Source organism: Dorea longicatena (assembly GCF_024168045.1).
Classification (GTDB): Bacteria; Bacillota; Clostridia; order Lachnospirales; family Lachnospiraceae; genus Dorea_A.
Genome location: NZ_CP100126.1, coordinates 742,555 through 764,365, shown reverse-complemented (window position 1 = coordinate 764,365; position 21,811 = coordinate 742,555). Strand labels below are relative to the sequence as shown.

18 protein-coding genes are annotated in these 21,811 nt (G+C 41.4%); 1 reads left to right on the top strand and 17 read right to left on the bottom strand.

Annotated elements, in window-relative coordinates:
- Nucleotide 1: 1 nt before the first annotated feature.
- From def to NKF87_RS03715, 3 genes are read right to left on the bottom strand one after another with little or no spacing between them, the layout of a single operon-like run.
- On the bottom strand, nt 2-475 hold the full coding sequence (gene def, locus NKF87_RS03725; RefSeq protein WP_028087169.1) for a peptide deformylase: 474 nt from the start codon (nt 473-475) through the stop codon (nt 2-4).
- A 58-nt stretch (nt 476-533) separates the two neighbouring features.
- On the bottom strand, nt 534-2,762 hold the full coding sequence (gene priA / locus NKF87_RS03720) for a replication restart helicase PriA (protein WP_117596903.1): 2,229 nt from the start codon (nt 2,760-2,762) through the stop codon (nt 534-536).
- Nucleotides 2,763-4,226, bottom strand: a complete 1,464-nt coding sequence (locus NKF87_RS03715; RefSeq protein ID WP_028087167.1) for a UDP-N-acetylmuramoyl-L-alanyl-D-glutamate--2,6-diaminopimelate ligase — start codon at nt 4,224-4,226, stop codon at nt 2,763-2,765.
- 125 nt (nt 4,227-4,351) lie between these two features.
- Between NKF87_RS03715 and pepT the strand changes: the two genes are divergently transcribed.
- Nucleotides 4,352-5,569, top strand: coding sequence for a peptidase T (pepT, locus tag NKF87_RS03710; protein ID WP_253584009.1), 1,218 nt, complete (start codon nt 4,352-4,354; stop codon nt 5,567-5,569).
- A gap of 89 nt (nt 5,570-5,658) precedes the next feature.
- Here pepT and NKF87_RS03705 read toward each other — a convergent pair whose 3' ends face one another.
- From NKF87_RS03705 to NKF87_RS03640, 14 genes are all read right to left on the bottom strand, one after another.
- Nucleotides 5,659-6,534 carry a YitT family protein gene (locus NKF87_RS03705; protein ID WP_117596899.1) on the bottom strand — a complete coding sequence of 292 codons (876 nt, stop codon included), beginning with the start codon at nt 6,532-6,534 and terminating at the stop codon, nt 5,659-5,661.
- 258 nt (nt 6,535-6,792) lie between these two features.
- On the bottom strand, nt 6,793-7,980 hold the full coding sequence (locus NKF87_RS03700; RefSeq protein ID WP_253584007.1) for a DNA polymerase Y family protein: 1,188 nt from the start codon (nt 7,978-7,980) through the stop codon (nt 6,793-6,795).
- On the bottom strand, nt 7,971-10,565 hold the full coding sequence (gene clpB, locus NKF87_RS03695; protein ID WP_253584005.1) for an ATP-dependent chaperone ClpB: 2,595 nt from the start codon (nt 10,563-10,565) through the stop codon (nt 7,971-7,973). Before clpB ends, NKF87_RS03700 begins: the two co-directional genes overlap by 10 nt.
- Nucleotides 10,566-10,903: 338 nt before the next feature.
- Nucleotides 10,904-12,052 carry a hypothetical protein gene (locus tag NKF87_RS03690; protein WP_253584003.1) on the bottom strand — a complete coding sequence of 383 codons (1,149 nt, stop codon included), beginning with the start codon at nt 12,050-12,052 and terminating at the stop codon, nt 10,904-10,906.
- On the bottom strand, nt 12,045-13,145 hold the full coding sequence (gene wecB, locus NKF87_RS03685) for a non-hydrolyzing UDP-N-acetylglucosamine 2-epimerase (RefSeq protein ID WP_253584001.1): 1,101 nt from the start codon (nt 13,143-13,145) through the stop codon (nt 12,045-12,047). Before wecB ends, NKF87_RS03690 begins: the two co-directional genes overlap by 8 nt.
- Nucleotides 13,146-13,147: 2 nt before the next feature.
- Nucleotides 13,148-14,566 carry a CotH kinase family protein gene (locus NKF87_RS03680; RefSeq protein WP_253583999.1) on the bottom strand — a complete coding sequence of 473 codons (1,419 nt, stop codon included), beginning with the start codon at nt 14,564-14,566 and terminating at the stop codon, nt 13,148-13,150.
- Nucleotides 14,567-14,594: 28 nt separating this feature from the next.
- Complete coding sequence (locus tag NKF87_RS03675) at nt 14,595-15,275, bottom strand: DUF4956 domain-containing protein (RefSeq protein WP_070099616.1); 681 nt, start codon at nt 15,273-15,275, stop codon at nt 14,595-14,597.
- Between the two features lie 60 nt (nt 15,276-15,335).
- Complete coding sequence (locus NKF87_RS03670) at nt 15,336-16,016, bottom strand: polyphosphate polymerase domain-containing protein (protein ID WP_055282446.1); 681 nt, start codon at nt 16,014-16,016, stop codon at nt 15,336-15,338.
- Entirely contained in the window at nt 15,980-16,573 is a 594-nt protein-coding gene (locus tag NKF87_RS03665) for a hypothetical protein (RefSeq protein WP_253583997.1), read from the bottom strand. The genes NKF87_RS03670 and NKF87_RS03665 overlap by 37 nt, the downstream gene beginning before the upstream one ends.
- Entirely contained in the window at nt 16,554-17,693 is a 1,140-nt protein-coding gene (locus tag NKF87_RS03660; protein WP_253583995.1) for a DHHW family protein, read from the bottom strand. Before NKF87_RS03660 ends, NKF87_RS03665 begins: the two co-directional genes overlap by 20 nt.
- The gene (locus NKF87_RS03655; protein WP_253583993.1) at nt 17,680-19,377 is read right to left on the bottom strand and encodes a leucine-rich repeat protein; all 1,698 of its coding nucleotides are present in this window, start codon (nt 19,375-19,377) and stop codon (nt 17,680-17,682) included. The genes NKF87_RS03660 and NKF87_RS03655 overlap by 14 nt, the downstream gene beginning before the upstream one ends.
- Complete coding sequence (locus NKF87_RS03650; RefSeq protein ID WP_253583991.1) at nt 19,374-20,648, bottom strand: glycosyltransferase; 1,275 nt, start codon at nt 20,646-20,648, stop codon at nt 19,374-19,376. The genes NKF87_RS03655 and NKF87_RS03650 overlap by 4 nt, the downstream gene beginning before the upstream one ends.
- Complete coding sequence (locus tag NKF87_RS03645; RefSeq protein ID WP_253583989.1) at nt 20,639-21,424, bottom strand: hypothetical protein; 786 nt, start codon at nt 21,422-21,424, stop codon at nt 20,639-20,641. Before NKF87_RS03645 ends, NKF87_RS03650 begins: the two co-directional genes overlap by 10 nt.
- Entirely contained in the window at nt 21,402-21,800 is a 399-nt protein-coding gene (locus tag NKF87_RS03640) for a response regulator (RefSeq protein WP_117596879.1), read from the bottom strand. The genes NKF87_RS03645 and NKF87_RS03640 overlap by 23 nt, the downstream gene beginning before the upstream one ends.
- Nucleotides 21,801-21,811: the final 11 nt, after the last annotated feature.

Genomic DNA, 21,811 nt, shown 5'->3' with positions numbered 1-21,811 from the left:
GTTACTCTTCCTCCTCATAATTTACGTCATGTACTTCGCCTTCTACCAGTCTGGTATATAATTTACCATCCAGATGATCGATCTCATGACAAAATGCTCTTGCAAGAAGTCCTTCTCCTTCTAAGATTACTTCTTCCATATCTTCATTCAATGCTTTTACCTTTGCGTAATTCGGTCTTGTAACAGTTCCTGCTTTTCCGGGAAGGCTTAAACATCCTTCTTCGCCTGTCTGTTCTCCGGATGTCTCTATGATTTCCGGATTGATCAGGATGATCGGACCTTCTCCGATATCAATAACTACGATGCGCTTCAGGATTCCAACCTGTGGTGCCGCCAGACCTACTCCCATTGCCTCATACATTGTATCCAGCATATCATTGATCAGTACTTTTGTACGGATTGTCATCTTTGTTACTTCTTTGCATTCTTTGTTCAGAACTTCATCACCAAATTCCCTGATTTTTCTAAGTGCCATCTCTTTTGTCTCTCCTTTATCACTATTACTTATCTATTTCTTAATTCATAAAATACTTTTAAAAAATATTCATCGGATTAAAATCAAACTGTATTCTCATGTCCGCAAATCCTCTATTGATCTCTATATAACGTTCCATATGATTTTTGATCCACACAAGTTCCTTATATTCTCTGCTTTTCAGATATAGAACCTTCCGGTATACATCATTCACTTTCCCGACTGACGGACTTGCCGGTCCTATCACCTGTATCTCTTCACCTGTGTTTACCCTGACTGCGTATTTCTTCAGATATTCTGCTGCTGTTGCAAGCCTGACCTCATCAGCTCCTGTCATCAAAACTGCCATCAGTTGTGACGCAGGCGGATATCCCATTAGATCCCGGTAGTTCATTTCTTTTTCATAAAATCCTTCATAATCCTGTCTTGCAGCCATTTGTATACTGTAATGCTCCGGACTGTAAGTCTGTATCACTACTTCCCCGGGACGTCTTCCCCGTCCTGCACGCCCTGCCGCCTGTGTCAGCAGCTGAAACGTACGTTCTCCCGAACGGTAATCATCCGAATACAGAGACATATCTGCTGCCAGGACTCCGACCAAAGTCACATTCGGAAAATCATGCCCTTTTACGATCATCTGTGTTCCGATCATAATGTCTGCTTCTTCATCTGCAAACTTCGACAGAATCTTCTCATGTCCGCCTTTGTTTTTTGTGGTATCCATATCCATCCTAAGAACCCTTGCCTGCGGAAACTTGCGCTTCACTATCTCTTCAATCTGCTGTGTTCCTGCCCTGAAACCACCGATATACGCCGAACCGCAAGATGGGCAATTCTGAACTGTCTGTGTCTCATAACCACAGTAATGACAGACCATCTTACCACCTCTGTGTACCGACAAAGACACATCACAGTGAGGACATTTTACTACATATCCACAGGCTCTGCAAGAAACAAAACCTGCATATCCCCTCCGGTTAAGGAAAAGCATCATCTGCTCCTTCTTATCCAGACGATCCTGCATCAATTCTATCAGCCGGTCACTTAAGATTGACCGGTTCCCGTGCTTTAATTCTTCCCGCATATCTGCCACATATACCTGCGGAAGTTCCTGTTTCCCGGTACGCATCTTAAGCCGTAACATCTGATATCTTCCGCATTCACATGCATAAAATGCTTCCAGCGAGGGAGTTGCCGAACCCAGTACCACACTGGCACCTTCCATCCTTGCCCGCTCGATTGCTGTCTCTCTTGCATGAAATCTCGGTACCTGTTCGCTCTTATAAGTCGGTTCATGTTCCTCATCAATCACGATCAGCCCCAGTTTCTCAAATGGTGTGAAAAGTGCAGATCTCGGACCGATCATGATATCAACCTCACCTTTTTTCACACGTTCCATCTGATCATAGCGTTCTCCCTGGGACATTCTGGAATTCAGAATAGAGACACGTTCTCCGAATCTTGTATAAAACCGCATCACCGTCTGATATGTCAGTGCGATCTCCGGGATCAGTACAATCGCCTGTCTGCCTTCACTTAAGACTTTGGCGATCATCTCCATATATACTTCCGTCTTACCGCTTCCAGTCACACCATATAACAGATAGGTCTTACGAAGTCCCTGTTCATAATCCCTTGAAAATGTCTGGATTGCCGTCCGCTGTTCTTCTGTATAAATGATCTCTTTTTGCTCTTTCTGCTGACAGATTACCGGATTACGGTATACCTGTTCCGATTCCAGTATCAGAACTTTTTGTTCTTCCAATGCTTTTATCACACTTCTTGTCAGATTCAGCTTATGGATCAGAAAATCATAGTCCTGTTCCGGCTGATCCAGAAGTGCCGCCAGAAGTCTCGCACGCGCTCTCTGGTTCTTATGCAGGTACAGTTCCAGCTTTTCTTTTCCTTCTGCCTCCGTCAAAAGCAGCCTTACCTTCTGCTTTTCTTTCGCACGTTCCTTCTTCTTGATAGGAAGGACGGTCTTCAGCGCCTGGATCATTGTTCCGCCATAAGACTCTTTCATCCAGGCTGCCAATGCAACCAGTCTGCTCTCGATCGCTACACTTTCTTCGGCAATCCTTAAGATCTCCTTGATCTTCTCCGGTGCATACTCCGCACGCTCAGAGAATCCTGTCACATAGCCGTTGATTTCTTTATTTCCCTTACCAAACGGAACCACAACTTCTGTTCCAACCTTAAGCATCCCCTCCAGATGAGAGGGGATGCGGTATTGAAAGACTTTATCTAATTTTTCATGCGTAATATCGATGATAATATCAGCGTACATCTATTTCTTTAATTCCTCTAATACTTCCTTAATCAGAACACGTTCATCCATATCATACTTGACACCCTTGATTTCCTGATATGTCTCATGTCCTTTTCCTGCCAGGATGATGACATCTCCCGGCCGGCCATGTTCGATTGCATATTTAATTGCTTCTTTTCTGTCACAGATGGTGATATATTTACCATCTGTCTTTTTCATACCGACTACAATATCATCAATGATTGCCTGCGGCTCTTCAAATCTCGGGTTGTCCGATGTGATGATCGTAAAGTCCGATAATTTACCGGATACTTCGCCCATCTCATATCGTCTTGTCTTAGATCTGTTGCCACCGCAGCCGAATACGGTCACGATTCTTTCCGGATGATAGTCTCTTAATGTATCAAGAAGACTTTCCAGTGCCATTGCATTATGTGCATAGTCGATCATCAATGTGAAGTCGTCAGATACCTTGATCATCTCAATACGGCCTTTAACTCTTGCAACTTTCAATGCCTTCTTGATATCTTCTACCGGCACACCAAAATGTCTGCATACTGCGATTGCTGTCAGTGAGTTATATACGCTGAAATCTCCCGGAATATCAATCTCTACGTCAAAATCCATAAGACCTGCCACATGATACTGTACTCCCAGATATCCTGGTCTGGAGATATGTTTTACATCTGTGGCACGGATATCTGCTTTATCAGAAAATCCGAATGTCTCAACTTCGCATGTCGCATCTTTGAAAATGTCTTTGAACCATTTATCATCCACATTGCCGATTCCGATCTTGCTCTGTTTAAACAACAGGCTCTTGCAATACTTATACTCGTCAAAGTCTTTGTGTTCGTTCGGTCCGATGTGATCTTCGCCAAGGTTCGTAAAGATTCCGATCTCAAACGGAATGCCGGCTGTACGGTCAAGCTTCAGTCCCTGTGAAGACACTTCCATGACAACGCATTCGCATCCTGCTTCTACCATCTCTGCAAAATATTTCTGAATAGTATAAGATTCCGGTGTTGTATTATTCGCCGGAATGCTCTTGTCTCCGATGATTGCCTCGATCGTACCGATCAGTCCGACTCTGATACCGACTTCTTCCAGGATAGATTTGACCATGTATGTTGTTGTTGTCTTGCCTTTGGTTCCTGTGATTCCGATGACTTTCAGTTTTTCTGCCGGATATCCGAAATATGCTGCTGATGTCATTGCCAGCGCATAACGGGTATCCTTTACTTTGATCACTGTCAGTCCTTCCGGTGCTTCTACATCCTTTTCTACAATGACAGCTGCTGCACCTTTTTCTGCAACCTGCTCTATATATGTATGTCCATCAGACACTGCTCCGCTGATACATACAAATACGCTGCCTTCTGATACTTTTCGGGAATCATTGATCAGTTCTGTAACTTCAATCTGATCATCTCCCTGTACTACTTCATATTCTAAACGTTCCAGTAACTGGGTTAATTTCATCTGATTGCCTCCTATTTTCCTACAATATCATAAGTATACCATCATTTTCCCATGCAGCAAAGGAAAAATTATGTTATAGTAGTAGTTAGAATATTTTGAAAATATAGAAAAGGGGAATGTAACTTATGAAAGCTTATGAACGATTACTGAATTATGTTGTTGTCCGCACACCAAGTGACGAAAACAGCGAAACTGTACCATCTTCCGCATGCCAGTTCGATCTTGCAAGACTTCTGGAAGCGGAGATGAAGAAACTGGGACTTACAGATGTTATTCTGGATGACCAGTGCTACCTGTACGGAAAGCTTCCGGCTACCGAAGGCCTGGAAGACAAGCCGGCGATCGGATTCATCGCACACATGGATACCGTATCAGACTTCTGTGACCATGATATCAAACCAATTGTTACTGAAAATTATGACGGTGGTGAACTCAGACTCGGAACAAGTGATACTATTTTAAGTCCTAAGAACTTCCCGCATCTGGCAGATCTGAAAGGACGTACACTGATCACTTCTGACGGCACAACTGTTCTCGGAGCTGATGACAAAGCCGGAATCGCAGAGATCATGACAATGATCGAACGCATTCAGGAAGAAAAGATTCCTCACGGACCTCTGTGCGTAGCATTTACACCGGATGAAGAGATTGGTACTGGTGCTTCTCACTTCAACGTAGAACAGTTCGGTGCTGACTACGGCTATACACTGGACGGTGACACCGAAGGCGAGATCCAGTACGAGAACTTCAACGCATGCAAAGCGGATTTCGTGATCAAAGGATTCAACGTACATCCTGGTTCTTCCAAAGATACTATGATCAACGCAAGTCTGGTTGCTATGGAGATCAATAATGCTCTTCCATCTATGGAGACACCTCGCGGAACAGAGGATTATGAAGGATTCTATCATCTGATGAGCATGTCCGGAGAAGTTGCGGAAGCTGAGCTTCATTATATTGTAAGAGACCATGACAAAGATCTCTTTGAAGCAAAGAAAAAAACTTTGAAATTAATCGAGAAAGATATGAATGAAAAATGGGGCGAAGGCACTGTAGCGCTTACAATTTCCGAGCAGTACCGCAACATGGCAGAGATCATTGCTACCTGTATGCACCTGATCGACAACGCGAAAAAAGCGTGTGAGAATGCAGATGTAGCACCACTTGTACTTCCGATCCGCGGCGGCACAGACGGATGCCAGTTAAGCTTTAAGGGACTGCCTTGCCCGAACCTCGGAACAGGAGGACATGCTTATCACGGCCCTTACGAACATATTACAGTAGAGGGTATGGATAAGAGTGTGGATGTTGTTACAGAACTTGTGAAATTGTATGCAATGTAAAGATTTTCTTTTTAAAGCAAGAAGACCTGCCGGTAATCGGCTGGTCTTCTTACTCTTTTATGTCTCTTCTAATTTTTTACTGTCTTATTTTACAGTTCAATATCCGGAAGTTCTTCCTTGAATCCTTCTCCTACTACTTCGTTCGATTCTACGATAATAGTGAATGCTTTCGGATCGATGGTATGTACCATCTTCTTAATGGTGTACATCTGCTTGTTATTGCAGGCGCACATTACAACATCTTTGTCTTTCTTTGAATAACTTCCAATTCCTTTTAAGATTGTAGATCCTCTTCCTGAGTAAGCGTCGATCTGTTCTGCAATCTCAGCACCTTTGTCGGTTACGATCAGGGTCATCTTACCTTCATCGATACCGTACATGATTCTGTCCATTACCATTGCCATCAGATAAGTAACGACGACACCGTAGATCAGGCCGTCTATATCCTTGAATACCAGTGCTGTTCCAAGAATGATCGTGCAGATATCAAGGACAAATGTTATAATTCCAAGCGTAATATGTGGTTTTACTTTCTTGATCGCCACGCTGATGAAGTCCTGTCCGCCTGTTGAAGAACCTCTCATGAAGATCATGGCATATCCGATTCCGCATAATACGCCCATACACAGAGCTGCCAGCAGTCTGCTTCCGTCATAGACCGGAAACAGTGGTGCTACGTAGTCCATCAGTAATGATGAAATGATCATCGATTTCATGGACTTTAAGAAAAATTCTTTTCCTAAAAATTTATAACAGAAGATTGCAACAGGTACATTCAAGATGATGGTTCCGGCACCGACCGGCAGTCCGAATAAGTGATACAGAATGATCGCGATACCGGAAAATCCAGCTACCGGGAAATCTGCATTCAACGCAAAGTTGTAAATACCAACTGCGATGATCATACCTGCTACGATATCAATGATAATATCTATGAATAATTCTTTCCAATTTACATTTTTCATTTCGATTCCTCCTGAATTTATTTATTTTTTTAATTTATATGAACATACAAAGAAAGCAGCCACAAATTATATGTAAATATAATTCGCAACTGCTCTTATGTTCATAACTGTAACAAAATTTCTTACACCTGTCAAGGGGTTTCCCCTTTACTCTATCTTATATATTTTCTTTAGTTTATCTAATTATTGTTAAATTAAAACATTTTTAAAGACGTAATTTCGGCACACAAATACACTTTTAAGGACATATCAAAATTGTTACCATCCTTTTTTTACAATCCCGTCCCCATATTTTCCTTCTAATTTCTTCAACGCCTCTTTCAGATTCTTCTTTTTCTTCCTCGTCTCTTCGGATTCGAACTTCATATCGAACAGACTCAACTGCTCCGGTTCGCTTTCTTCCGATAATTTAGACGTCCGGATTCCAAGAAGTCTGATAGGTTCTCCGTTCCACAATTCACGGAATAATTCAATAGCGCTCCGGTAAATATCCTGATCCTGGTTCGATGCTTTCTCCATCTGCATCTGATGGGACACCTGATTAAAAGTGTGATACTTGATCTCCACACTGACCATTCCGGCTTTCTGCCTGGCTTTTCGCAATCGTTGACCCACGCTTGCAGCCAAATCTTTTAACACCGGCAATGCCTCTTCCTCTGTTGTCAGATCTTTTGGCAGTGTCGTAGAATTACCGACTCCTTTTGCTTCTGCCCGGACGCTTTCTACTTCCGAATCATCGAGCCCGTTGGCAAATTCCCATAACTTTCTTCCATGACTTTTTAGATGTAATTCCAGAATCGCCGGATCTGTATTCGCCAGATCTCCGATCGTATAGATTTCCAGCTTCTTCATCGTCTCTACACTGGAACGACCTGCCATAAATAACTCTCCGATCGGCAGCGGCCACATTTTCACCGGAACTTCTTCCGGGAACAGCGTGTGCACTTTATTCGGTTTTTCAAAGTCGGATGCCATCTTTGCCAGAACTTTTCTGGAAGATATCCCCACATTTACCGTGAATCCGAACCTTTTATACACCTCATCTTTAATTTCATTCGCACCTTCCACAGGAGATGTGAACCGGTCTGCGATTTCTGTAAAATCCATGTAACATTCATCCACACTGACCTGTTCTATATGTGTCGTGTAGGTACGCAGGAAATCCATAAGTCTCCGGCTGTATTCACGGTACATCTGGTGATCCGGCGAATAACTTTTCAGATTCGGACACTTACGAAAGGCATTCGCAACAGGTTCCCCTGTACGAATGCCATATTTTTTTGCCGGAATGGATTTTGCCAAAACGATACCGTGGCGAGACTTCTGGTCGCCGCCAATGATCGCCGGTATCGTCCGGATATCCACTTTCGCTCCATTCTTTAGTTGTTCTACTGCAGTCCAGCTAAGATAAGCTGAATTGACATCTATGTGAAATATTATTCGCACACGCTCTGACTCCTTGCCACAAGCTTACCGTCTTCCACATCTATGATGATCGTATCCTGTGCGCCTACGTCGCCCTGCAGCATCAGTTTTGCTGCCAGTGTATCGACATGTTTCTGGAGGAATCGCTTCAGTGGTCTTGCACCATAATTCGGATCATATCCTCCGTCTACGACATATTTCTTCGCATCTTCGGTCAGGAAAATAGAAATCTCACGATCAGCCAGACGTTTGTTGACATCCGCTACTAATAAGTCAATAATGTCATAAATGTTATCTTTCGTCAATGGTTTGAACATAATTGTCTCATCCAGACGGTTCAAAAATTCTGGTCTGAAGTGTGCTCTTAAATCTTCCAGTACTGCGCTCTGACTTTCCTGACTGATATTGCCGTTTTCGTCCATTCCATCCAGCAGATACTGTGATCCGATATTAGATGTCATGATCAGTATCGTATTCTTAAAATCTACAGTACGTCCCTGTGAATCGGTGATACGTCCGTCATCTAATACCTGTAACAAGATATTGAATACATCCGGATGTGCCTTTTCTACCTCATCAAACAGTACAACCGAATAAGGTCTTCTTCTGACTGCCTCGGTAAGCTGACCGCCTTCATCATATCCGACATATCCCGGAGGCGCTCCGATCAGACGTGACACAGAATATTTCTCCATATACTCACTCATATCGATACGTACCATGTTATTCTCATCATCAAACAGATTCTCTGCCAGTGCTTTTGCAAGCTCTGTCTTACCTACACCGGTAGGTCCAAGGAACAGGAACGAGCCGATTGGTTTGGTCGGATCTTTGATTCCTGCTTTGGAACGGATGATGGCTTCTGTTACCAGTTCTACCGCTTCATCCTGTCCAATAACTCTCTTATGCAGTTCATCACCCAAATGTAAAGTCTTGCTTCTTTCGCTTTCATTTAATTTTGCAACAGGAATTCCAGTCCAACGGGATACGATTCTTCCGATCTCTTCATCATTGACACTTTCATGTACCAGTGAGAGATCTTCATCTTTTACTTTGGCTTCTTCATCCTCTAACTGTTTCTGGAGTTGTGGCAGTTTACCATACTGAAGTTCTGCAGCCTTTTCCAGATCATAAGAATGCTTTGCCTTTTCTATATCTTTATTAACCTGTTCAATCGCTTCACGGAGTTTCTGAACACGCTCGATACCGACTTTTTCATTATCCCATTGTGCTTTCTTTCCTGCAAATTCATCTCTGAGTTCTGCCAGTTCCTGCTGTAAATGTTCCAGACGTTCTTTACTTAATCTGTCATCTTCTTTCTTCAATGCAGTTTCCTCAATCTCCATCTGCATAATCTTACGATTCAATTCATCCATCTCTGCCGGCATAGAATCCAGTTCTGTTTTAACCAGTGCACATGCCTCATCTACAAGGTCGATGGCCTTATCCGGAAGAAAACGGTCAGAAATGTAACGATCAGATAAGGTTGCAGCTGCTACCAATGCACCGTCTGTAATCTTTACACCATGGAACACTTCATAACGCTCTTTCAGTCCACGAAGGATTGAGATGGTATCTTCAACGGTTGGTTCTTCTACCATAACCGGCTGGAAACGTCTCTCAAGAGCTGCATCTTTTTCAATATACTGACGGTATTCATCCAGTGTCGTTGCGCCAATACAGTGCAATTCTCCTCTTGCCAGCATAGGTTTTAACATATTACCGGCATCCATAGCTCCGTCTGTCTTACCTGCTCCGACAATTGTGTGTAATTCATCAATGAACAGGATGATCCTTCCGTCACTGTTCTTCACTTCTTCCAGTACTGCTTTCAGACGTTCTTCGAATTCACCACGATATTTTGCACCGGCTACCAGTGCTCCCATATCCAGAGAGAAGATCGTCTTCTCTTTCAAGCCTTCCGGTACATCACCGCGCACAACACGCTGTGCAAGCCCTTCGACAACAGCGGTCTTACCTACACCAGGTTCTCCGATGAGGACTGGATTATTCTTTGTCTTACGGGAAAGGATTCTGATCACATTCCGGATCTCGGAATCACGTCCGATGACCGGATCCATTTTCTGTTCCCTTGCTCTTTCTACCAGATCCGTACCATATTTATTCAATGTATCATAGGTATCTTCCGGGTTATCACTGGTCACTTTCTGATTGCCTCTGACGGTTGAAAGTGCCTGTAAGAATCCTTCTCTTGAAATGCCCATCTCACGGAAAAGTGCTTTTACTTCTTTGCCTGCATATTTCATAATAGAAAGAAAGAGATGCTCTACCGATACATATTCATCTCCCATTGCTTTGGCTTCATCTTCACCATGAATCAATGCTTTATTCAGATCCTGTCCGACATACTGCTGTCCGCCCTGAACTTTTGGCCGTTTCTGAATGGCTTCTTCTACTCTGTTAATGATGAGATTCTTATCCAGCCCCATCTTTTCCATCAATTTCGCAATCAAACTGTCATCCTGTGTCAGCAATGCATAGAGCAGATGCTCCTGTGCAATCTCCTGGTTGCCATAGTCCATTGCAATACGTTCACAGTTCTGTACAGCCTGCAGTGATTTTTGTGTAAATTTATTTATATTCATATAGACAACCTCCTTTTTGCTCTTGTTCTATTTGCAATATAACATTACATCTTTTTGTTAGCACTGTCAAGAGGTGAGTGCTAATTATTTGTGAAGAATTTGTGAACGCTACAAGCCATGCAAAATGGTGAAAAAAGACGCCCTGCAAAGGCGTCTTTTTTTGCTATTTTATAGGGCGACAGCCCTACAGCGAGGGAACTCTTTTCCGAGCTGTACATGGCATAACATTCTCTTTCGCACTCGATTTTCTTACCACATTTTACGACAACGACTTCTGGTTTATCTCACAGCAGTCACAGTTTCTGACAGGTTCATTTTAGACATCTGCGCCCCCGCAATCATGCACACAGTATAAATCCTGTTTTTATTTTTCTTTCATATAATCTATACAATTTCTCACATTCCATGCATATCCATCCCGCTTCGCCTGTGTAAAGCGGATATTTTCGATTCTCACAGTATTCTGTTTCATAATTTTCTATTAATTCCACAAGGTTATTGATATCTCCCATCTGCGCGGCAGCCATTCCTGTCATTGCCCACAAAAAGCCATTTCTTTTTTTATTCAGTTTCTGCCATTGAAACTTTTCCGTAAACTGATCATATAATATCTTTTGCTTTTTCTTCTCTTTTACCGGAAATTCATAGATCAGCGGATAAATCTGAACAACACCATCCGGATAAAATTCTGTCTGATCATACAGATCGCTGTTTCCAATAATTCTCCATCTTTGATTCGCATCATCCCAGAATATATTTTCTATCTGCGCCTGTATCTTTTTACGCATTTCACTGATTGCCTGTGTATCTTCCAGTCCTGCAAGTTCCAATTCGTGCAGACCTTTCCATACTTCCAGATTATCCATCAGATAAGCGGTTGTATTTTCTTCCGAGACCTGTGTGATTCCATCCCGCATCAGGCTTTGAATCTTTTTTAATGCAAGACTGATTCCTTTTTTCCAGTATTCCGGCAAATCTGTATTTTCTGTCTTTTCCAGGTATTTTCCCATAAGAAAAAGATACATACCTAGATATCCGTCTTCGGAATCAACCTTTTCTTTATAAATCAGTTTTCCACTCTCTTTCCTGTAGATTCCCATTTTCCCATCTGTTTCCAGCAAAATCCCGGTATGCCAGTCCAGATACCTGCCAACAGCTTTTTTCTCTGTTTCCGTGATGGGACAATTCTTTGTTTCTGCCAAAAGCCCCAGTGCAGCCATACATGCAAAGTATGGATTAACATCTCCAGCTTCACTTCCATTCATATAGATTTCGCCCTCAGAGCCCTGGTTCTCAAGAATCCACCTTTTTTCTCCGATCAGGACTGTTTCCAGCCATTTCTGACGGGCATCTATTTCTTTTCTCAGATTCTGATAATAAGCATACAAAAATACAATCCCCACAGTTATGCAAAATATAACAAGTCCCACCACGTTCTTTCGATTTTTCACTTTTCTTTTGCATTGGTTTTGTTTATGCTCATGCATCTATATCCTCCAGGATTTTTCTGATCTTGATACTTGCAGTTCCATCACCATAAGGATTTCTGGCCTCACTCATCCTTCTGTAAATCTCTCGTTCTGTAAGGAGCTTCCTGCATTCTCTGTATATATCATCCATCTTCGTGCCTGCAAGCTTTAAGGTTCCTGCTTCCACCCCTTCCGGACGTTCTGTTGTATCCCGCATGACCAGTACTGGTTTTCCCAACGCAGGCGCTTCTTTCTGAATTCCTCCACTGTCTGTCATGATCAGATAACTGGCTTTCATCAGGTTATGGAATTCTACCACATCCAGTGGTTCGATCAGGTGTATTCTCTCACATCCACCGAATTCTTCATCTGCGATTTTTCTGACCAGCGGATTTAAATGTACTGGATAAATAACCTTCACATCTGTGAATTCCTCCACGATCCTGTGTATAGCCCGGAACATATCACGCATAGGTTCTCCCAGATTCTCTCTTCTGTGTGCCGTCACAGCAATCAGCCTGCTGTCCTTTGCCCATTCTATCTCCGGGTGATAAAAATCATTTCGCACCGTATAGTGCAGAGCATCAATTCCTGTATTTCCTGTGACAAAAATCTGCTCTGGATCCTTGCCCTCTTTCAGCAGTGCATCCGCTGCTTTCTGAGTCGGTGCAAAATGCAGACTGGCAGTAAGTCCGATGGCCTGCCTGTTAAATTCTTCCGGATAAGGAGATTTCATATTATAAGTTCGAAGTCCCGCTTCCACATGTCCTACCGGAATCTGCTGATAAAATGCAGCCAGCGATGCGGCAAATGCAGTCGATGTATCTCCATGAACCAGTACAATATCCGGTTTTTCCTTTTTCAGGATTTCCCTCATTCCTGTAAGAATAGCCGTTGTCACATCCGTAAGATCCTGCCCTTTTTTCATGATCGCCATATCATAATCCGGAACCACTTTAAAAATATCGAGAACCTGCTTCAACATTTCCCTGTGCTGTCCCGTAACACACACCAGAGTTTTCAGTTTTTCACTTTTTTTCAGTTCAAGAACAAGAGGACACATTTTAATTGCTTCCGGTCTTGTTCCAAAAATCACCAGTACTTTTTTCATTCTCAATTTCCCCCCAGTTCTTTATCCAGATACGCCAGTCTTTCGCGGATAGTATCTGTCAGCTGTTTCATAGCTTCTTCATAGCTTCTGATATCTCTCGACGTGCCCTCCTTAGTAGTTCCGGCCAACAGAGGCTCATTAAAAGAATATCCCCACACTTTAAAGTTTCTGTCCACAGCATCTCCCAGTTCCTCCTGATAAGATGCTATTTTGTCAGCAATATGTTCATCAGATAGTGTGGTTTTACGCAGCTGCACATATCTTTCACAAACATGTTCTCTAAAATTTTCGTCCTGCCACAGCCTGTCAAACCATGAATTTTCCACTGTATAAAGACGATCTGTTTCTGTATGAAACCACTGATAATTATCAAATCCATTGTTAAAATCCCATGCAGCAAGCTGTAGCTTTCCTCCCAGTTCTTTATACACATAAGTAGAAAGATTACCAGCATCATAATTCATGGCAAATTCATTGATAATAAAATAATCTACCCAATTATCCATATCGATGTATTCCTGATAGCCGCTTCTTTTATTCTTGAAATTCTCTCCATATAGAACCTGTTCAAATTCAGAGATATCATTTTTTATATATTCTTTTTGTTTTTCCGTTATTTTATTTTTTGATGGATATCTTATATACAGAGCGTTATAGGTATATCCTTTCGTCTTTCCCCATGTTTCTATTTCTTCAGTTCCCGTATCGATCCTGTCTCTGTTTACCACATATGCAGTTTCTCCCGACAACAGACCAAATTCTGCAAGACGCAATCTGCTTTCTCCGTTTGTTACAGGTTCTACCGCCAGATAAACTCCCTGATACTTTCCATCGACAAACAATTCCACAAACCGAGTGTCCGGAGCCCATCCATTTAATTCTCTTGCCAGATCATATACCAATTTATTTCTGATCAGTGTCTTATCAAGATAAGGACCATTTAACACCCATTCACTGTTTGCTCCCATTCCTGCAAGTGACACTTTTTTTTCATTCTCTTTACTATTTTTGTAAAACTTAATGCGATATTGTTTTTTATCAAATTTACTATAAGAAGAGGCACCTCTGTATTTAATCGTAGCACGATATATAGAATTGGGAACCGCAGAAACAGATTGTGCCTCTTCGTTTCCATCCAACAAAGCAATATTTCCACAGATTACATTTTCCTTCAGGATCTGCTGGCCCTTTGTATTCATATAGATTACCGGAAGTGTAGTAGAGAACTTTCCCAGATCATAATATTTCAGCGTCTCTTCGTCCGGTGCAGCCCACTCCTTCATTTCTTCTTTTGTGATAACAGTTCTCTTTTTTTCCTTTGACTTATTTTCTGACTTCACAACAAAATTTCCCACAATGGATATTCCACAGAGAACTGTTATCATCAGAATACATAAAAGGATACGTCCTATCCTTTTCATAGCAACACCTCTCAGTCAAGCAGCTTTTTTACTGCGAAAGTTCATCCTTCTGGTCAACTATATTTACCCTTTTCACACCATCAATTTTAATCAGTTTCTCTGAAATATCCATCTGATTTTGTTTTGCAGCATTATCCAGAATTCCCTCTCCAATAGAATAGACCAGTTCAAAGCTGTTCTCTGTAACATTTCTCATAGAAATATGTACTTTTCCAGAAAAAAAGCTGTCTACTGCTGCCTCTGTTTTATGTAAGCAGTCAGGTGTTCCCTGAACAACCATCAGTTTATTACAAGATGTGAACCCTTTCCTTGTAATAATAAGAAAAAGAAGTAAAAAAGCTGAACCAATAACAATAAGCGCATACTGAGATACACCACAGCCAATACCTGCTGCGATTGCCCAGAAAATATATGTAGCATCTCTTACATCCTTTACAGCAGTACGAAATCTTATGATAGAAAGAGCACCAACCATACCAAGGGATAATGCAATATTATTACTAATGATACTCATGATCATAGCTGTAATAATTGTAATCGTTCCGATTGAAATATTAAATTTCCTACTGTATGCAGTTCCCACATAAGAAATTTTATATATAAACATAATAAAAAAGGAAACAATCAGTGCGATTATATTATTCATTAAAATCACAGTCACGCTCAGTGCTTCTGTATTTGTTAAATTTTCTACAATAAATTCTCTCATCTCTTTCTCCAATCCCGGCATCCGGTTTATCAACTATTTCCAATCTGCCGTATACAAAACTTACAGCCATCTCATTCTGGCTCTGGAATATTTACTGTGGCTGGTGGACAGCTCATCTGTTTTTTTCAAAATCTCTGCGATCATGTCCGGCAGGAATCCTGTATATTTTACTTCCATCAGTACCTGCTCTGTACTTCCCAGCGCATCTGTTCCCACATTTTCAAACAGACCATATGGATATAAAGCCCCTCTGATATCTGTATCAAAAGTAATCCTTACATCACCTGCCGGATAAGCAAATGCCAGCCTTTGATAATCTATGATCGTCTTCGGACGATAACAGCCCTGTGTAATCCGCAAATACAGTCTCATAGCCAGCTCTGTTTCATATTCCAGAAGAAATGACGCATCTCCCTGTTCCATCCGAAGTGCCTGTTCACGGCTGATGGGTATAGAATATTTCACTCCGTCAAATCCGTTTTTACATTTAAACTCCAGCTTTGCAGATAAATCATTCAGTGAATAAATTCTTAAACGGATCTTCCTTTTTTCATACATTCCATCCAGATTATCCCATAAATCCTGATCGTCTATGGAATCATAGTACTGAGATCTAATAAAGTATCTGCCATTTTCTCCATGAATGTCTCTTTCCATAATGCTATCCAGCTTCTGTTGAAGAATCATGGCTTCTCCGCGGCTGATCAGATATTTGATTTCTTTACGAAAAACCGTTTCCAAATCTTACGCCCCCTCTCTGATTTTCGTTCAAACAGAATTATCTGGAGCAGAAGTCCGCATACTGTCAGCAAAACCACATATCTGACTCCCGTCTCATGAAGAAGGAACATCCCCACTGCAACAGAAGAAAGGATTGCTCCCTCCAGAGGGAAAAACGCCGCTGCAGCTGCAACTCCTACAGCAGAAATAACTGCAACCCACCAGAGCGGATAACACATCCATACAACTGCCGCAGCAGTCATAGCAGACAAGATCATGGAATCTGCCGTGTCCCACTTAAATGCCATATATCCCATCAGACATCCAAGTATTGTAAATGCAGTTACAATCGTTCCCCAATCTGATTTTCCGTTCATAACAGTACATAGAGCAATCGTCACTGCCCAGAACATTATAAAAGAAGCAATCAGACGATACACCTTAGCTCCTGCAAAAACAAGCAGGATCCCAATGATCAGAAATAGTATTCTTTCTGTATTTCCGCTTATGTGAAGCTTGTCAGCACTTCCTGTTTTTTTCATAAACAGGTCAGTTCCCTTAAGGATCAGTTCTGACATCAGACATTCCCCCTTCCTTTAAAAGTGGATTCAATGCCATCATATGGGACATATTTCCTGTTTCAGCAACATCCTGTGCCCATACAATATATTCGATATTATATTTTTCCAGTATTTCATCCAGATTCTGTATCAGATCTGCATCCTCATAAATATTAGACACATAAACCTTTTCAAAAACCTCTGAAAGATAAGAGATCATCATCTTTCCTCTTGTATCTGCAATAAGAAGAAGATTTCCCTTTCGCTGTCCCTTTCCTCTTCCTTCCACTATGCTATGCTCATAATCCGTGCCGATAACTGCCCGATTTCCGCTGCTATTAAACTGTATCATTTGTCTTTTTAATGTCTGCTTCTGTCCTTCTTTATTTTCAAAGGTCAATTCTTCGCAATTGGGATTTAAACCATTGATATAAATATAGAACGGATCCCGTTCCATGTCTGTTATATCTTTCTTTATTTCGTCTGCTGTATACTTTTCTGACGCTTCCAAAAGAAGGTTTCCATCAAAAACTCCAAAAACATATTCCCGGTAAGCATTCAGGTTTTCCTTATCATATCCAAGTTCTCCAAAAATCACCTGCGCCCCGTAAAATGCCCCACGCATTGTCCAGCTATTTTTAGTTCTGAAATAAAGATATTCAGACTGATGTTTCTCCAGTTCAGACAACGGATTTAAAACTACAGAAGGATCTGTAAAAGAGGCTTCCAGTTTCTCTGTAAAATTGTTGTATTTTTCCTTTTCATTTTCATATCCGCTTTCAAATACTGCTCTTTCCGGTATCGGCATAATATAAGCATCTTTTCCACTCTTTTCCTGCAATGCCTTCATAATATCTGCCGCATATGAAATCTGATCCTCAGAAATCTGATTTATATTAAAGATGCGATCCGTATAAATCACTTGATCCTGTGTTTCCAGAATTTTGGTTTTTGAAAGAGACTGGTCATTTTTTAAGCCATAATTATTATACAAATCTCTTGTTTCCGGAACATATACGCTTTGCCGCTTAACATTCTGCAATTTTTCCATTCCATTCTGGAGGATAAAAATTCCCACAGACATTACAGCCAAAATGAATAAAACAAAAAACAGTTCTGCGGTTTTATTCTTTTTCAACTGAATTCACCTCCCTGAACCTGATCCTGGCGTTTGGGCAATTTTTCTCCAATTCTGCAATACCCGGCTGGTTTTTTATTTTCTCTGATACCGAAATCTGTTCAAGAGAACTACAATCTCTGAATGCACTGACTCCCACATATTCCACACTGTCCGGCAGATATACCTCTTTCAGATTTCTACACCCGCGAAAAGCATGATCACCTATTTTCTTTAACAGTGAGGTGTCTGAAAATATCAGTTTATTAACAGACACGCATTCCGCAAATGCAGCTCCTCCAATCACAGTCAGGGAATCCGGAAGACTTACAAATTCCAGTGCATAACAGTTTTCGAAAGCTGATATCCCTACAGATTTCAGCGAAAGCTTTTCTATGCTTTCCCATACTTTCAGCACATGACAGTCAGCAAATGCATAGTCCTCAATAACAGAAACGCTCTCCGGCAGATACACCTTTTCAAGACTTCTGCATTCAAAAAACTGACTCTTCGGAATGACTGATGCACCTTCAGGAATAATCGCTTCTTTTACATATATATCTCCTCGAAATCCCTGAAAATCAACATTTTCATATTCCGACAGATCCCGGAAAGTAATCTTTTCTTCATGAACAGGTTCTTCAGGAAAACAATACTCTCCCAATACCTCTCTGTCCGATTTCAAGATTTTTCCACCACCCTCTGAAACCACATATCCATAAACATAATTACCGCCATAAAATGTTATTGTTCCGCGGGCAACAACTGAAATAATCTTATCCGGCTGACCTGCACTGGCATCTTCTTCAAATATAATGTTACCCTGTGTAAAAATGTTTCCAAGCACTGTTGCATTTTTTTCCAGAAGTATATCATTCTCTGCGAAAATATTTCCAAGCACCGATGCATTTTCCATGATCCTCACAGCTCCATCACTGTGAATATCTCCCTGCAGGATAATGTCCTCTATCACCTTTATATCCCCACGGGAAATAATCGTATAAGGAACTGTCCCACTTTCTGTAACCATGTCATCATCTATGTAATGCCTGTTATATTCATACCTGTTCATTACCGGCATACGAAATATCCTGGGATCACGTTCTTCCATAAACCGGTCAAGTTCCTCCGGACGCTGTCCCAGACGGATCACAGGTGCATACAGACTATGAAAAATATTATCAAAGCCTATCACAAGCTGTTCTCCGCTTGATACCCTTTCACCCAGATCACATTCATCATAAACTGCAACTGCATGTTCTGCGTCCGCCCATCTGAGAAGCCGAATCTTATTTCCGAAAAGCAGTCTTTTTTTGCTGTATACAGCCCGGAGTCGTATGTTCTCTTTCACAAACAACGCATCCTTTTCACTGTAGATTTCTTTTTGGAAATGTAAATCCTCTTGCTGCGGACAGAAGATGGTATTTCTGGCAATGATCAGATCTTCAATCTCAGGCTGCACAAACTCCTGTTTTCCATCTGTTTCCAACACCTTTTCCTGTCTTGAAAGCATGATCATACCATTCTTCATTTCCGGAAGGGCTTTTTCCACCAGAGCAGAAAAGCTTCTTCCAAAATATCTGGCATTTTTCACATAATCCTGCCTTATTTTCAGAATCTGCCCTTTTCTCATCCTGAAATGCAATACTGCAACCAACAGAGGCATAGAGAACATACAGACAAAAATCAAAATCCATACTTTCATTTTTCAGCCTCCTTTTCCGTTTTCTGCACAGTAAACCGCACTGTTTTATCCCATTTCACACCTCTTCCGGTAACAGTATCTACCACTGCATCCCAGAATCCCAGAGAGATATTCCACATATAGAAGAAAAAGTTAAACATCATAAGAGGCAGAAGCAATGCCTCTCCTGGAAGTCCGTCTATGATAAGCGAGGTACCTATCTCAAAAAATGGTGCAAAATTTCCAAGGGAATTATAAATTCCCAAAAACAATATAACCCACCAGCCACTGAATATCTGCATTTCACCCAGGAAAAATAATCCAAGGGAAACTACCCATCCCACCAGCAGAAATACCGGTACCGCATAGATAAAAAGCAGAAACAAGCCATCTATTTTCTGAAACAGTCCCATATAGGGAGTTGTGAGCGTAGGGATCAGATAGCGGAACAATACTTCATTATGACCTCTTGACCAGCGTCTGATCTGTCTGCCTCTCACATTCCAGCTTTCCGGAGACTCTTCATAACATTCCGCCGAGTTAGCGTATACAACCTTCCATCCATTGGTAAAAAGCCGATATGTAAGTTCCGTATCTTCTGCCAGAACCTTTGGATTAAAGCCACCTGTTTCTAACAGAAAATCTTTGCGAAATCCTCCTACTGTCCCGCCATACTGCGGAATTGTTTTCAGGTTATATCTTGCCTGCTGATCTACCTGGTATCCTCCGGACCGTTCCAGATTAATAAGTCTGGTCAGCATATTTGTGTTGGTATTGTACGGTATCACCCGCCCCATGACTGCACCTACCTGCGGATCCTCAAATCCCAGCGCAATCTGTTTCAGCATGTTTCTGGCAGGTCTGTAATCTGCATCAAATACAATGATGATCTCTCCTTTTGCCAGCTTCATTGCATCATTCAGACCCACCGGTTTTCCTCTGTCCGGACAGTCTCTGTGAAGGGGACGTATAAACTCATACTTTCTGTGATATTCATCCAGCATTTCCCTTGTGCGGTCTATAGAATTATCATTAATCGGAATAATTTCAAGTCTGTCCCTGTCATACTCACATTGCAGCAGAGAATCCAGCACGTTGGAAAGCACCTGCTCCTCATTATGCATAGGAATCAGTACGGAAATACTTTTCATCCTGTCTGTAAGAATATCATTGTAATAGAAACGCTGCCTGCCCAGAAGTCTTACAATTGTAAAATAAAAATGTCTGGCTGTGTACAGAAGCATCAGAATAATAACAAAAATAATATAACCTTTCATAATAGCTACGACCATTTCCATACCCCCTTTCCCTTCCTTGAATCGTAAACACCGATCATGCGGTTGACAAACACTGCATAAATCATAACCAGATACAAAAAGTCAAACATAGGACCTATCATAAAATAGAAAAACGCCATATAGATCACAGAAAATCTGTACAACAGCCAGATAAAGATCGCATAGCGAACGGTCCCAAATACAATGGAATACAACATTATCGCAAGAAGTGTCAAAAGCTTATAGATCACTCCCCTGTCTCCTATTATTCCGGTGACCATAACTGTCATAACAAAAAACATCACCCATATGCCAATTTCCTGAAGCATATATAATTTTGAATAAACGGTTAAAGTATACGGAAAATATTTTTCCCCAAACACAAACCATAGACTGTTTATCAGATGAATCGCACTGCACAGAATCAGATATATAGCAAGAGGGCGACCCTTCCATGGAAGTCCCGCCAGCAGAATGATCACTCCAAGAGAAATTCCTGCATTTATAAGGCTTATCTGTATTCCCGGATATACGGTTTCTGCACTGAGATAGCTGATTTTTCCAAACAGAGGATACGTTTCTGAACGGATTCCAACATACATATGCGGTTCATATTTCTTTAAAACACCGGCACATATCTTACAGATCATCCTGGTCAGATCATCGATCTGAGTCCACATAAGCAGAAAACCAAGCAGGAGCAGTATGACAATATACAGAACACATTTCTTTTTATCTGCCTCAATTCTTCGATAGGTTCTGGTATAATCAATTACTTTCTTTTCTTTCATAGCCCCCTCCTTTTTTACATTCAAACCAGATGGAAAGACCTTCTTTTATTTTCTGCTCTTCCACAGGTTTCATAAAAAAATATTCTATCCGAAGCCTGAACGCATGAAGCGAAAAATCAAGGTCACTGCACCAGATAATTCCACATTTCGGATACAGAGAACGAAGGTGTTCTGCTGCATTCAGGCCGGACACACCCGGTAATGCGAGAAACACCACTGTCGGTACTGTTTTCAATGTCTGTGCAAAAAATTGTTCCTGCTTCTGATAAATTTCAATCAGTGGAAAGACATGCTTCTCTGTACAGTAATTCCTGATATATTCCGCACTTTTTTGTCCTTCCTGTTCCTGGTCGGTCAATATGGCAATACAATACATGACAACACTCC

Bases quoted from the DNA above. Each gene is read 5' to 3' on its own strand.
- def (WP_028087169.1), bottom strand. From the start codon at position 475: ATGGCACTTAGAAAAATCAGGGAATTTGGTGATGAAGTTCTGAACAAA.
- priA (WP_117596903.1), bottom strand. From the start codon at position 2,762: ATGTACGCTGATATTATCATCGATATTACGCATGAAAAATTAGATAAA.
- NKF87_RS03715 (WP_028087167.1), bottom strand. From the start codon at position 4,226: ATGAAATTAACCCAGTTACTGGAACGTTTAGAATATGAAGTAGTACAG.
- pepT (WP_253584009.1), top strand. From the start codon at position 4,352: ATGAAAGCTTATGAACGATTACTGAATTATGTTGTTGTCCGCACACCA.
- NKF87_RS03705 (WP_117596899.1), bottom strand. From the start codon at position 6,534: ATGAAAAATGTAAATTGGAAAGAATTATTCATAGATATTATCATTGAT.
- clpB (WP_253584005.1), bottom strand. From the start codon at position 10,565: ATGAATATAAATAAATTTACACAAAAATCACTGCAGGCTGTACAGAAC.
- NKF87_RS03690 (WP_253584003.1), bottom strand. From the start codon at position 12,052: ATGCATGAGCATAAACAAAACCAATGCAAAAGAAAAGTGAAAAATCGA.
- wecB (WP_253584001.1), bottom strand. From the start codon at position 13,145: ATGAAAAAAGTACTGGTGATTTTTGGAACAAGACCGGAAGCAATTAAA.
- NKF87_RS03680 (WP_253583999.1), bottom strand. From the start codon at position 14,566: ATGAAAAGGATAGGACGTATCCTTTTATGTATTCTGATGATAACAGTT.
- NKF87_RS03675 (WP_070099616.1), bottom strand. From the start codon at position 15,275: ATGAGAGAATTTATTGTAGAAAATTTAACAAATACAGAAGCACTGAGC.
- NKF87_RS03665 (WP_253583997.1), bottom strand. From the start codon at position 16,573: ATGTCAGAACTGATCCTTAAGGGAACTGACCTGTTTATGAAAAAAACA.
- NKF87_RS03655 (WP_253583993.1), bottom strand. From the start codon at position 19,377: ATGAAAGTATGGATTTTGATTTTTGTCTGTATGTTCTCTATGCCTCTG.
- NKF87_RS03650 (WP_253583991.1), bottom strand. From the start codon at position 20,648: ATGGTCGTAGCTATTATGAAAGGTTATATTATTTTTGTTATTATTCTG.
- NKF87_RS03645 (WP_253583989.1), bottom strand. From the start codon at position 21,424: ATGAAAGAAAAGAAAGTAATTGATTATACCAGAACCTATCGAAGAATT.
- NKF87_RS03640 (WP_117596879.1), bottom strand. From the start codon at position 21,800: ATGTATTGTATTGCCATATTGACCGACCAGGAACAGGAAGGACAAAAA.